This window comes from Colwellia sp. E150_009, from assembly GCF_053543955.1.
Genome location: NZ_JBHFOM010000005.1, coordinates 37,059 through 49,702, shown reverse-complemented (window position 1 = coordinate 49,702; position 12,644 = coordinate 37,059). Strand labels below are relative to the sequence as shown.

The 12,644-nt window shown below is 34.5% G+C and carries 13 protein-coding genes; 4 read left to right on the top strand and 9 right to left on the bottom strand.

What is annotated here, in order from left to right:
• Positions 1–18 precede the first annotated feature (18 nt).
• Positions 19–231: a DUF3820 family protein gene (locus tag ACE1OF_RS03745; RefSeq protein ID WP_448893004.1), complete on the bottom strand. Its 213-nt coding sequence runs from the start codon at positions 229–231 to the stop codon at positions 19–21.
• Positions 232–348: 117 nt separating this feature from the next.
• Between ACE1OF_RS03745 and ACE1OF_RS03740 the strand changes: the two genes are divergently transcribed.
• Positions 349–1,119 carry a substrate-binding periplasmic protein gene (locus ACE1OF_RS03740; protein WP_448892896.1) on the top strand — a complete coding sequence of 257 codons (771 nt, stop codon included), beginning with the start codon at positions 349–351 and terminating at the stop codon, positions 1,117–1,119.
• 50 nt (positions 1,120–1,169) lie between these two features.
• Here the strand turns inward: ACE1OF_RS03740 and ACE1OF_RS03735 are convergent, their stop codons facing one another.
• The 5 genes from ACE1OF_RS03735 to ACE1OF_RS03715 form a co-directional block, all read right to left on the bottom strand.
• Positions 1,170–2,024 carry a PEP-CTERM sorting domain-containing protein gene (locus tag ACE1OF_RS03735; RefSeq protein ID WP_448892895.1) on the bottom strand — a complete coding sequence of 285 codons (855 nt, stop codon included), beginning with the start codon at positions 2,022–2,024 and terminating at the stop codon, positions 1,170–1,172.
• A gap of 416 nt (positions 2,025–2,440) precedes the next feature.
• A complete protein-coding gene (locus ACE1OF_RS03730; protein ID WP_448892894.1) occupies positions 2,441–2,989 on the bottom strand; it encodes a response regulator transcription factor in 549 nt (182 codons plus the stop codon).
• Positions 2,990–3,009: 20 nt separating this feature from the next.
• Entirely contained in the window at positions 3,010–4,260 is a 1,251-nt protein-coding gene (locus tag ACE1OF_RS03725; RefSeq protein ID WP_448892893.1) for a sensor histidine kinase, read from the bottom strand.
• A gap of 189 nt (positions 4,261–4,449) precedes the next feature.
• Complete coding sequence (locus ACE1OF_RS03720; RefSeq protein WP_448892892.1) at positions 4,450–6,198, bottom strand: EAL domain-containing protein; 1,749 nt, start codon at positions 6,196–6,198, stop codon at positions 4,450–4,452.
• 247 nt (positions 6,199–6,445) lie between these two features.
• The gene (locus tag ACE1OF_RS03715) at positions 6,446–8,068 is read right to left on the bottom strand and encodes a methyl-accepting chemotaxis protein (RefSeq protein WP_448892891.1); all 1,623 of its coding nucleotides are present in this window, start codon (positions 8,066–8,068) and stop codon (positions 6,446–6,448) included.
• 285 nt (positions 8,069–8,353) lie between these two features.
• On the opposite strand from ACE1OF_RS03715, the gene msrA reads away from it, so the two are divergent.
• A complete protein-coding gene (gene msrA, locus ACE1OF_RS03710) occupies positions 8,354–8,911 on the top strand; it encodes a peptide-methionine (S)-S-oxide reductase MsrA (protein WP_448892890.1) in 558 nt (185 codons plus the stop codon).
• A gap of 22 nt (positions 8,912–8,933) precedes the next feature.
• On the opposite strand, the gene ACE1OF_RS03705 is transcribed toward msrA, so the two are convergent.
• Genes ACE1OF_RS03705 through ACE1OF_RS03695 form a run of 3 tightly spaced genes read right to left on the bottom strand, consistent with a single transcriptional unit; the run spans position 8,934 to position 10,822 of the window.
• Positions 8,934–9,356, bottom strand: coding sequence for a GNAT family N-acetyltransferase (locus ACE1OF_RS03705; protein ID WP_448892889.1), 423 nt, complete (start codon positions 9,354–9,356; stop codon positions 8,934–8,936).
• Between the two features lie 14 nt (positions 9,357–9,370).
• A complete protein-coding gene (nadC, locus tag ACE1OF_RS03700) occupies positions 9,371–10,243 on the bottom strand; it encodes a carboxylating nicotinate-nucleotide diphosphorylase (RefSeq protein WP_448893003.1) in 873 nt (290 codons plus the stop codon).
• Positions 10,244–10,300: 57 nt separating this feature from the next.
• Positions 10,301–10,822: a retropepsin-like aspartic protease family protein gene (locus ACE1OF_RS03695; protein ID WP_448892888.1), complete on the bottom strand. Its 522-nt coding sequence runs from the start codon at positions 10,820–10,822 to the stop codon at positions 10,301–10,303.
• 52 nt (positions 10,823–10,874) lie between these two features.
• Between ACE1OF_RS03695 and ampD the strand changes: the two genes are divergently transcribed.
• Positions 10,875–11,507, top strand: coding sequence for a 1,6-anhydro-N-acetylmuramyl-L-alanine amidase AmpD (ampD, locus tag ACE1OF_RS03690; protein ID WP_448892887.1), 633 nt, complete (start codon positions 10,875–10,877; stop codon positions 11,505–11,507).
• A 13-nt stretch (positions 11,508–11,520) separates the two neighbouring features.
• Positions 11,521–12,507: a beta-lactamase regulator AmpE gene (ampE, locus tag ACE1OF_RS03685; protein ID WP_448892886.1), complete on the top strand. Its 987-nt coding sequence runs from the start codon at positions 11,521–11,523 to the stop codon at positions 12,505–12,507.
• The last annotated feature ends 137 nt before the right edge of the window (positions 12,508–12,644 follow it).

The following is a 12,644-nucleotide window of genomic DNA, read 5'->3' as shown; positions in this document are numbered from 1 at the left end:
CACTTATTTTTAACCGCACTACTCGTTCAACAATGGCTTTAACATACCCTCTAGACCATTTAATTTAACCTCATACATTAACGCCAGTTGTTGTCCTAACTTTCCTTCAGGAAACCCTTTCGCATGAAACCACACTAAATAAGGCTCTGGCAGTTGCAATAATTTTCTACCCGCATATTTGCCAAAAGGCATTGTCATATTAACAGCAGCGACAAGCTGTTCATGATTCATCATATTGTTTAAAGCCATTAATATATTAAAACTGTTTTCTAGAAATTAAAATCCATTCATTGAAAAAATTGCTACTGTGCATTAAGGTTAGTAAATATACCATAAGCAAATAAAAACATGAAAAAAAGTAATGTGTTGTTTAACAGTATAATAATATTAACTATTATATTTAGTGAAGATCTTTACGCCCAAAAAATAACCATTCTCACCGAACATTTAGCGCCATTTCAAGTTGTTAATGAAAAGTCTATTAGTGGTATATCAACTGAAATTGTAGAAGCAACATTAAAAGAAGCAAACTATGAATACGAAATAGCTGCTTACCCTTGGTCTTTATCTTTTAATAGAGCCAAACATGAAAAGAATACCTGCATCTATTCATTAAGCCGAATACCAGAACGTGAACCGCTATTTGAATGGGTAGGCCACATTATTAGTAGTACTATTTCTTTATATTCATTAGCATCAAAACAAATATTTATTAATAATTTAAACGATGCAAAAAAATATAAAACAGCTGTAATCAGAGATGATGTCACACATCATTTTCTTTTATCCAAAGGTTTTATCGAAAATGAAAACCTTTATGTAATGGATAATTACGACTCACTGTTAAAATTACTTGAAATTCCTAACCGTAATATTGATCTAGTTGTTCTTAATGACGACCTTATATACAACCGAGTAAAAAGCACCGAAGCAGCCTCTAAATACAAAAATGTATATAACATGCGTGAACTGACACTCAACTTTCATTTGGCTTGTAGTTTAAGTACTGAGAAAAATATTATTGCTAAATTAACAAAATCCATGAAAAAATTAGAACAAGATGGTGATTTTTCAGTCATTAGAAAAAAATGGCGTTCAACAATGATGAATATGCTTTAACAAAAAAACCCAATCATTACAATTGGGTTTTCTAATGAAATAACACATTATTAAAATTGTTTCTTAAGCCTACGTGACGCTAAGCCAATCATGCCTAATGCAAAAATAGCAAGTGTCGATGGCTCTGGAACATCAACTATGTCTTGTTTTGCCGGTGGATCATGAGCCCAAACACTCATGTGTGACAGGGCATCTCTGTTAACAAAAAGATCTTTATCCCATGTACCTTCAAAATTATATGCGGTATCACCTAGGCTTATACCCAAGCCATTGTCAATCAGATCATAAAAATTAAAATCATAAATAGCCCATGAACCATCAACATTATTTGGTCCCTTCATTACAAAAGCTAAATGATCAAAAACGCTTGGTCGCCCTAGAATCTCGGTAGCAGTAGCTATTGCCGAAGGATCAACGGCTAATAACCAAGTTCCATTATCATAGAAGGATATGTCGATAACTGAATCGAGGTTGAAATCAAGTATAGAGTCGTATTCAAAGTTCCATTCACCGTTCGATTTCGTCTCAGAGCCCCCTAAGCGAATCCATCCAGGATCGGTTTTTTCGCCATCATTATCCAAATCAACCATGGAGTCATTATCATTTGTTAGAAAATAATCTCCAGGAACATAATTATTCTTATCCCGACCTTGTCCCCCTACTTCCTCATTGAGCAATCCATCTCCGAAGCCCCCCATATTGGGAGCTGGATCTTCAGCAAAATCATTATTAGGTGAGGTGACAAATCCCAAGCAAGAAGTCGCTTCAAGTGATGTACCAACAATATTTGATCCTGCAGGAATAACCTGTGTAATACTTGTAATCGTGAAAGTTGAATTTACACACTCACCATTACTTGTTACTTCCTCAATAAGACTTGCAGAACTAAAACCACTAGACAACAAAGATAAAATTGCAGCGGAAAATATTAATTTTTTCATTGTTTCTCCTTAAATTAAAGTCCTTTTAATCAAATTAATCTCTATTGAAAGCAAAAGTCGCACCAACAAATATTTTCTTTATTTATTAATAATTAAGATTAAGTTAAATTTATAACTGTAAAAAAAACTGACATATTATAACAAAAAATAACGAGGTTTTGAAAAGTCAATGTAATGAGTTATGAGTTAATTTTTGCCTTAGACACTGGAAGCTCAATAACCTAGCATAAATTTATAATTAAATTGTGTCTCATAAACAAGCAAAAACACTGTAATAATACCATCATTTCACTAATATTCTATGTTTACACTAAACCCATTATTGACCCATATAAAGCATGACTTCTGAGATAAATAAGCTATCTAACAAACCTAGTTTATTAACTTTTTATAGAATCAGTTTGCGGTTTTTTTTGTAATTTACGCTGTAAAGTTCGTCTATGCATAGATAACTGACGCGCCGTAGCCGAGATATTACCATCGTTTGCTTTTAACACTTGTTGAATATGTTGCCACTGCACTTGCTCTGCTGACAATGTTTCACCGTCAATGTCAGCATTTGTGGCTATGGTAGACGCTTTACTTTCATTAAGCGCTGCTAACAATGTTTGCGTATCTAAGGGTTTAGATAAATAATCATCTGCACCTAACTTTATAGCGTCAACGGCAGTAGCGATACTTGCAAAACCAGTGAGTAAAATAATTCTACTTTCAGGCCTTAGCTTTCTCAATGGTTTAATAATACTTAAGGTAGTTTCTTGTGCTAGTTTCATATCAAGCAACACATAATCTGGCTTGTGTCGATGACAAGCTAATAATGCTTCAGAATTACTGTCTACATGAACACAATGGAAACCGTGTTTGGTTAATCGTCTAGTTAAGGTATTTGCAAAAATAGCATCATCTTCTACAAGTAATAATTCTTTCATTATGTTATTTCATCTGCCAATTAGTGTGGTACAGGTAAACTCAAAGTAACTAATGCCCCACCTTGATGATGGTTTGTTAATGCTAACTTACCACCAAGACGTTCTAAACTGGCATGACTTAAAAAAACAGCCATACCTAAGCCTTGTTCACTGTTAACAGGGTTTACACCGAGTTGTTTTAATTTTTCTAAAGTAAAGCCAATACCATAATCACGAATTATAAATTGCCAGTTTTCCGTTTCTACCTGACTCGTTAATGTAATTTTGGTTGAGTTATTTGCTTTTGTTGCCCTTATTGCATTATTAATTAAATTTAATATAGCAGGCAACAAAGATGCATCCGCCATGATAGTCACATCATCTTGATGTTTTTTTATTAACTCAATGTCAACATCGGGGAAATTTACTCTTATATTTTCTAAAATGTCATCAATTAAATTATTCACAGTAATCGCCGTACTGGTTTGCTCTTTAATAGAAAAAACCATTTCGCGAAATGCATCTAAGCTGTCAGTACAACACTTTAGCTGACTTTTCATATCAATCACAATACTATTTTCTGGAAAGTCTTCATGTAATTCATCAACCAGTAATTGTATTGTTGTAATAGGTGTTGCCAACTGATGAGTCACTTGTGCTGATGCTACACCAAGAGACATAACTTGGTCTTGTTTCAGTAAATTTTCTCTATACGCGGCAATGGCAAGTTCTCGTTGATTAATACTACGCGCCATTTTCCCTACAACTAAGGCAACCACTAGCGCAGAGAATAAAAAGTTAATTCCCATACCAATAAAATGCCCTTCCATATTGCCATGCATAACACTCATGGGTAAAAAGCATAATAAAATGGTATAAGAGCCAATAGCCATTAACGCGACAAAAGCAAGCAATGCAGGAGGTAATGTAACAGCGGCAATGGCAATTGGAATCAATAATAATGAAACAAAAGCATTAGTGGCACCCCCACTAAAAAACAGCAACAACGACAAAAATAAAATATCAGCGCATATTTGTATTAATAAAGCTGACTGACTGACTTGCTGTTTTTTTTGATAAACAAAAAAGCTACCAAAAGTAAATATAACCTCTAACGTAATAACACCAAACAATGGCGTCCAAGGAAGTTGATAATTCAATACTAAGTTAACAAAAAATATCAACAACAATTGGATAACTATAGCAACACTACGTAACACAAGTACCATTTGAACTTGATTAGCTGACTTAAGGTTTACAGAAAAGTTATTTTTTTTAAAGAAAAAAGACATAAATGACGTATAGTTTTTATAACATTAGCAACACGGGTAATGATTGATTTTATCTGTATTTTTTCTCCCTGCAATGAAATAAATCATAAAATGATTAATTATTTTATGATTTATTGCTATTAATCCATTTGCTTTCTTACAAGCTCAAGAAAAAGAGACAATCATTGGCCTTTTAAACACATGTGCTTATTAACTGAGAGAAATAGCGTCAAAGGCGGTTTGTTTTTGTCTGCGGCAAATAAACAAACTACTTCCTGCTTGCTTTTTAGCTTCTGATTTTGCTTTAGAGGCTAAATCAGCAATTTGATGGTATGAGTTATAACACGCTGTATCAGGTTGAATAACGCCAATAGCTAAACTAACAAGAGGGTGAAATATATTATTGCCGCTGCGATCTAAAGCATGATAGCCTTGCTGCTTTTGATGCTCTGTCGTAATAAAAGACAAACTGTGCTTGGTAAAATCAGCTAATATCTGTTGGCAAACCTTTTCAACATCGTTACTTTTAAACATAATTATGAAGTCGTCGCCTCCAATATGCCCGACAAAACAGCATTTATTATTTGTATTGATCATAATACAATTAGCGAGTGTTTTGAGTAATAAATCCCCCTTTGCATAGCCATAAATATCATTAAAAGGTTTAAAATGATTTAAATCTAAATAGGCTAAATTGAATGGTTTTTTATTCTTGAGCATGTAATCTATTTCTTTTTCTATGGCTACATTACCTGGCAAGCCTGTCAATGGATTAGCATATCTAGCCTGCTCTAATTTAGATTCAGTAATACTTTTTAGTAAGTCACGCGGTGAAACAATACCAATATAAAATCCATTTTCTGTAATAATAGAAGGTTGTGTAAACTCTGCATTTGCTCTGGCTGTGAGTAAGGCACTTACCTGCTCTAATGGCATAGAATGTTCAAGTATCAAGTGGTTATTAGATTTTATATCAATCGCTAATTTTTTTGAATAAAGCGCTCTACCATAAATATCAGAATAAGATTCCATCAGTTGGTTTCGAAAAATCATACCTAACGGCTTATTATTACGTAATACTGGAATAGCATGAATATTGAGGTTTTGCGTAAATATATCATAAACATAATTAACGCTTTGATTGTACTCAACTGTTTTTGTAGCTGTTACTAACGAAGCAATAGTTTCTATCGTAGACTTATGTTCTGTCGAGTCGCAAATATCAAGTTTAGGAAATATTCTTATTGGATTGTCGTTGGGCTTGGCTAAGAAAAAACCTTGGCTATATACCATACCAAGCTCACGCAACAATTCAAATTCTTCTTTTGTTTCAATACCTTCAGCAATAATCAGCGCATTGGATATTCGACCTAACTCAAAAAGAATTTTTAAGAATTCTCGTTTCATCACATCTTGATCACATCGATCAATAAAATATCGGTCTATTTTGACAATATCAGGACGTAAGTAACTCCATTGTTTAAGTCCTGAATAACCTACACCTACGTCATCAATGGCTATATCAAAGCCAAATTTTCTATATTTATTTAATGCTCTTAGTAAAATATCACTATTAGGGAAAGGTGATTTTTCACTAATCTCAATAACCACTTGTTGTGGTGACAACCCTGAATTTTCAACTAATTTGATTGTTTCACCATAAGGATGATCTTTATTGAGCATGACATTTAAACAAATATTAATGAATAGTTTTCCTTGTAGTTTCAACGCTACAAAGCATGAAATAGCACTGGCTCGGCAAAGTAACTCAAGTTCAGACAATAGGTTGTGCTGTTGTGCCTTTTCAAATAATACTTCTGGTGAATAAAGCGGTGTATCTTTTGGTCCTCGCGTTAATGCCTCATACCCAACGATACTTTCATTTTCTATATCAAAAATGGGCTGAAAAACCGTTGTGATCATTTTTTTAGCTATAATTGTTTGAATAGTTTTTTGCATTGCCTATCTCTCATTATTCATACCTATATCACGGCAGACTTCCAAAGGGCTTATCACAGTACTAATACCAATCTAACTATGTGATCATTTCTACTTGCTAAAACCACCAATTACATCGTTATTTATTTAATAATTAGAACAACTAGTTATTGAAATAAATGCCTTGTATTTGGCAATTTTTTCTACGTATAAAAAAGATCACCTAATTAATGAAACTAATGGTATAAAAGAATTTATCTCAAGTTAATTAATAACGAAACTGAGTCAACGCCGCCTTTAGTTCACCACTTAAGTTCTCTACCGACTTAGCATTTATTAACACATCATTCGTGTTTTCTTTATTTTTATGCGACAAAGAAGATACGCGGTCCATCATGTTTTTTACTTCTTTCACGGCTTGTAATTGTTCACATTGGTTATGATTTATTTGTTCATTTTTATTGATGATTTCAGTAAAAGATTGCGTAATAACCTGTAAATTAATTTCTGTATTTTTTATCGTTTGTGCGCCTTTGTTTGCAAATGCTTCATTTTGTCTCATTTGCTCAGCAGCCTCATCTGTGGCTTTTCTTATATTGGCAATCACGGTTTCAATTTCTCCCGTTGACTCTTGTGTGCGTTGTGCAAGTGAACGAACCTCATCTGCAACTACAGCAAAACCACGTCCTTTTTCGCCAGCACGTGCAGCTTCTATCGCAGCATTTAACGCTAATAAATTAGTTTGTTCTGCAACCGATTTTATTACTGTTAATACAGAGTTTATTTGCTGTCCGTGTTCACGTAATAAATTCATTTGCTTTGTAGAAAGCCCAATGGCTTCCGCTAGCTGTTTAATTTGTTGTGAAGATTGCTCTACAACGCTAAAATTATCTGTAGCACATAGTTCTGCTTCTTTACTAACGAGGATGGTATTTTCTGTATAAATTTGGGTTTCTTCCACCGCTTTGCTCATTTGCTCAATAGAAACATTTGCATCAGAGAGCTCATTTTGAGTACCATTCACTTGAGTTTTGGCTTCTTGACACGCGATTATTGTACTTTCTGTTGCAGTATCTAACGATGTACCAATATTAGATAAGGTTTCAACGAAACCAACAATTCTATCCATCATTACGTTAAAACTTTGCCCTATTTCTCCCAATTCATCTTGAGTTGTTAGCGCAACTCGTAACGATAAGTTAGATTCCTGTTCAACATTAATCATAGTGCGTTGAAGGTGTTTCAATGGCTTCCTTATCGACTTAAATATTAACCAGCCCAACAATAAAATTAATACCGCAACAACACTCACAGTAATAAAAATAATGTTATTCATTTCTTTCGTTAAAGCACTATTCAATAGACTATCGTCGTGAGCTAATTGCTTTTGTAATAGAACCAGCTGATCTAATTTTAATAAAAATGGCTCTAACGATGCGTACATTTTCAGGTCAACATAATTTCCCATATCGTACGAAGAAGCTTGTTCGATATATCCTGCGATAATATCTATCGAGTTGAGACTTTTTTGGTAAAGAGGCTCCATACTGTCTAATAGCTTTTTTTCTTGAATTGACACATTGCCATTTTGATAGTCTTGCCATTGTTGGGTAATAATAGTTTTCCCATGTTTTATTTTTTCTTGTGCATCTTGCCATAGCTCCATGCCACTACGCGCTTTATGGGCTGTGTCAATAATATTTGAGGTAAATGTTCTGATGATTAGATTAAGCCTTTGGGTTTGGCTTAACCTCGCCTCAAGATTTTGTTGGTTGTTTGAATGACGATCAGTCGATATTTTTATACCAACAAAAATAATAATGCTAAAGAGAAATAAAGGAACTAAAGATAAAATAACAAGTTTACTGCTAACACGATTTAATTGTTTCATTTGAAATCTTTATATTTAAAGGATAAAGCCAAAGACTGGTCGCAGAATAACAAGCCTTTATGACGGTAATGTTACCAAAACATGACGCAAAAATGACAAAGGCATAACACAAATATCACTGTTATATGAAAGAAGAAATTGATACCTCGGTTAATAACATCATCAGAAGAACGAGAGTTTTACTGCACGACTAATTGCTGTAATATATTCATAGCATTACTTTTTTATTTACCTGTAGAATTAAGTAATAACAATCAAACCTACAATAAGCACAAAGACTAAATTATGAACACTCACGATAAACTTGAAGCGACTCATGAACTGGCCACTTTAGCTGGCGGCTGCTTTTGGTGTATAGAAGGTGCTTTTAGCCAAGTTAAAGGCATACACAGTGCAATATCAGGCTATATGGGAGGAACAACAACTGAGCCAACCTACGAGGAGGTTTGTAATGGGGATACAGGCCATGCTGAAGTTGTACAACTATGCTTTGATCCAAGTATTATCAGCTACCAAGAGATACTGGAAATATTCTTCACTTTACATGATCCAACACAGTTAAATCGACAAGGTCATGATATTGGCACCCAATACAGATCAGCAATTTTTTACCATGATCAATCGCAAAAAGAAACATCTGAAAGAATCCTTCAAAAAATGACCCAAGATAAGATGTTTGAAAATGAAATAGTAACGCAAATCAATGCTATTGATACATTTTATTCTGGTGAACAATACCACCAAGACTATGTTAATAATAACCCTGAAAACTCATATTGTCAGGTGGTAGTTTCACCTAAACTAGCTAAATTTAGACAAACTTTTGTGAATAAATTAAAATAAAAACACACTGTAAATGTGGAGGTTAAACAAACTTACACATTCCATGACCTAAAGCAGCATTTGGCCGCGTAATATAACCATAACGAGCATAAAATGCTTCTTTGCCTTTAGCCGCTAACAACCCGATAGTTGACCCCTTTATTGCTGTGCTTGATAAATAATTCTCTATATTTAGCATAATCAACGCACCGATCCCTAATCCTTGATAGTCTGGTAAAACCACGATATCTTGAACATAAAAATACATGATGCCATCACCAACCACACGGCCCATACCAACAAGTTGATCTTCAAAATATACAGCAACATGAAATAGCGAGTTGTCCAAACTGGCTTTAGCATCTTTGGCTGATACATTCTTCCAGCCGATCTTTTCTCGTAAAGATAAAAAATCTTCAACCCTGGGTGCTGTAAAGTCGACTATAAGGCTATCAATGTTAATCATACTAATTTGTATCATTATTTGAAGCGCATTGATAAATCAACCGCTTTCACGTGTTTTGTTAATGCACCGCTAGAGATAAAATCAACGCCTGCTTTAGTATATTCTTGTAATATTTCAATAGTCATATTACCCGACACTTCTAACTTAGCCTTACCGCGGGTTGCAGTTACTGCGGCCTCAATCATTGTTGGTGTAAAGTTATCAAGCATAATAATATCAGCGCCAGCATTCAATGCTTGCTGTAATTCATCCATTGACTCTACCTCAACTTCAACGGTTTTATCACTATGATTTTTCTTTGCAGTTGCCACTGCCTGCGCTATACCACCACAAGCAGCAATATGATTTTCTTTAATTAAAAAGGCATCAAACAACCCAATTCGGTGATTAACACCACCACCACACAGTACGGCATATTTTTGCGCACTTCTAAGCCCTGGTAGTGTTTTTCGGGTATCTAATAATTTGGTATTTGAACCTGATAACTCTTGCACGTATTGACTTGTTAATGTGGCAGTGCCCGATAACGTTTGTAAAAAATTTAGCGCAGTACGTTCACCCGTTAACAAAGTGCGCGCATTACCCTGTAATTCAAACAAGGTAGTATTCGCTTTAACCTGTTCACCATCAGCTACTAACCAAGTAATTTTAGTATTAGGAACTTGTGGTTGAGAATCATCTAATTGAGCAAACACTGCATTTACCCAAGCAATACCTGATACAACACAATCTTCGCGCGTAATAACACAAGCAATTGCTTGTTCATTTTCAGGAATCAACATCGCGGTAATATCTTGGCTCACGCTAGGCACGTTATTATCCACAATCCCTAAATCTTCCTTAAGTGCCCAAGTAACCGTTGTGTTTATGTCGTGCTGTAATTTTATTATCTCATCAGAAAGTACTGAAGTAAGCTGTTTAGAGGTATGCATCTGTCATTCCTATTAAGGGTGTTCACGTAGGGTAAGTTGTTTGCCTGTTTGGCTGAATTCTACTTTTTTTAACGCACTCATACCCAACAAAATTTGATCACTTTTCATTGCAGGATTGATATGTGCGGCCACATTATATAGGAAAATATTACCAATGCTAAGCTGATCTAGTTCAGTTCTGTATACCGTTACCGTACCATTAGCTGTTTGTACAGGGTAACTGCCAAAACTTTGTAATTGTAATTCATCAGCTATATGAGCAGGAATCGACACTTGTGTAGCCCCAGTATCCAGTAAAAAAGTCACAGGCGACTCATTAATAGTACCTAAAGTCACATAATGCCCTTGCTTATTTTGCTTTAAAATAACTTCCGCTTGACCCAAGTTATTTATACCCAGTTGGGGCTGGTTATTAGGGTTATACTGTTTATCAAGCACATCTTGAAAAAAATACATTAATAAAGCTAACGCTATAATCCATGCAAGCCAAACAAATATTTTACCAATTTTGTTTGTCGAGTCATTTTCAGTCATAATATAATTATTCTTACGTGTGTTGTATTTAACAAAAGAGAACCGTTATTGTATGTCGTTAAGCAAACAGAAAAAAGCGATAAAAGGTAATAATTTGCGACCAAGTTTCATTATAACGAATGGCTACCTTGAGGATGTTGAACAGAAAAAATCGAATTTTTTCGCACCTCGTTGTCCTGTTGACCAAGTCAGCTTATTAGTTGTTCATAATATTTCGCTACCTGCTGGTGAATTTGGCGGTGATCATATAACCAATTTGTTTTTAGGCAAAATCAACGCCGATGCACACCCTAGTTTTGCTGATATTGCACAATTACAAGTTTCTGCTCATTGCTTAATTAGGCGTGATGGCAGTATTATTCAATATGTCTCTTTTAATGATAAAGCATGGCATGCGGGAATATCTTGCTTTGATGGTAGAGATAAATGTAATGACTTCTCTATCGGTATTGAGCTTGAGGGTACTGATGATATTCCCTATGAAGATATTCAATATCAACAGTTAGCAAAGTTAGCGAATAGCTTACAAAAAGCTTACCCGTTGATTACTGATGAAAACATTGTCGGCCATTGTGATATTGCTCAAGGAAGAAAAACAGACCCTGGCAAAGCATTCAACTGGCAATACTTTCACCATTGTTTACAAAACCTAAATGAAAGCACGTGTTTTTTTGATATAACATAAAATAAGGTTACTAATGAGTCTACTAAGTTTACTAATTGCTTTAGCTGCAGAAAAATCTCTCGCTTCTTCATACTGGCGTTTCGATTACTATTACCAGCAGTACGTTAATTTTTTTCAAAACTGGTTTAACAACGATACAGCACAAACAAAACTGAAAAAAAGCAATATTAGCTATGCTATTTTCATCTTTTTGCCAGTTGCTTTTGTTTATGGCATTTTACATTTAGTAGACGATGGGCTTTTGCACCTTATTATTTCAACGCTCATTCTGATTGTTAGTTTTGGTTGCATCAAAACCAGAGGAGTTTACAAGCAATATTTACATGCTTCCTTTCAGGGTGAAAAAACCACTGCAGCGCTTTACCATCAACAGTTTTTACAAGATAAAAATTTACCTTATATGGCGTTTGGTCAAGCACTTATTTGGCTAAATTACCGTTATTACATTGCTATTATGCTATTTTTTGTCGTTTTTGGCGCTGCTGGTGTTGTTTTTTATCGGCTATTAACAACCGTTATAGAACAACAAAATAGCAGTTCTATAGAGACAGAAATTACCAACGTTGATGAAAAAGACTTTAAAAATTCACAAATCTCAGCCACAGACACAACACTAAAAAGTGATAACGAACAAACGGCTAATATTAGCGATGAAGAATACACCGAAGAGCAACACAATATAAAGCAACCCCGCGATTGTAAAAATTATCAACAACTCTTGTTCTTCATTGATTGGCTACCAGTACGTATTACATCATTTGGGTATATGTTTGTTGGTCATTTTTCAAAAGCTTTACCTATTTGGCTAGAAAGCTTATTTGATGTGCACAAACCCACTTATAAAATTCTAATTGATGTCGCCCGAAAGTCAGAAGACTTTATGATAGATAAAGACGATTGTAGTGCTGAGCCATGTTTACTTGTTCGTTTAGCTAAACGGAATGTCTTATTATTATTGTCTGTAATATCAATACTCACTTTACTAGGGCTAGTTAACTAACCTAAGTAATTATATGAAGAACCAACAATAGCTGTTTTTAGCACAGCTATTGTTTACACTAAAACACCACTTTAAATTGGTATTACCATTAATTTCAAACAACCAAATTAAACACTTGTTTCAAGCTTTAACTCTAA

Excerpts from the sequence above, each read along its gene's own strand:
- msrA (WP_448892890.1), top strand. The coding sequence starts at position 8,354 with ATGAACACTCACGATAAACTTGAAGCGACTCATGAACTGGCCACTTTA.
- ampE (WP_448892886.1), top strand. The coding sequence starts at position 11,521 with ATGAGTCTACTAAGTTTACTAATTGCTTTAGCTGCAGAAAAATCTCTC.
- ACE1OF_RS03740 (WP_448892896.1), top strand. The coding sequence starts at position 349 with ATGAAAAAAAGTAATGTGTTGTTTAACAGTATAATAATATTAACTATT.
- ACE1OF_RS03705 (WP_448892889.1), bottom strand. The coding sequence starts at position 9,356 with ATGATTAACATTGATAGCCTTATAGTCGACTTTACAGCACCCAGGGTT.
- ACE1OF_RS03695 (WP_448892888.1), bottom strand. The coding sequence starts at position 10,822 with ATGACTGAAAATGACTCGACAAACAAAATTGGTAAAATATTTGTTTGG.
- ACE1OF_RS03725 (WP_448892893.1), bottom strand. The coding sequence starts at position 4,260 with ATGTCTTTTTTCTTTAAAAAAAATAACTTTTCTGTAAACCTTAAGTCA.
- ampD (WP_448892887.1), top strand. The coding sequence starts at position 10,875 with ATGTCGTTAAGCAAACAGAAAAAAGCGATAAAAGGTAATAATTTGCGA.
- ACE1OF_RS03730 (WP_448892894.1), bottom strand. The coding sequence starts at position 2,989 with ATGAAAGAATTATTACTTGTAGAAGATGATGCTATTTTTGCAAATACC.
- ACE1OF_RS03720 (WP_448892892.1), bottom strand. The coding sequence starts at position 6,198 with ATGCAAAAAACTATTCAAACAATTATAGCTAAAAAAATGATCACAACG.
- ACE1OF_RS03715 (WP_448892891.1), bottom strand. The coding sequence starts at position 8,068 with ATGAAACAATTAAATCGTGTTAGCAGTAAACTTGTTATTTTATCTTTA.
- ACE1OF_RS03745 (WP_448893004.1), bottom strand. The coding sequence starts at position 231 with ATGAATCATGAACAGCTTGTCGCTGCTGTTAATATGACAATGCCTTTT.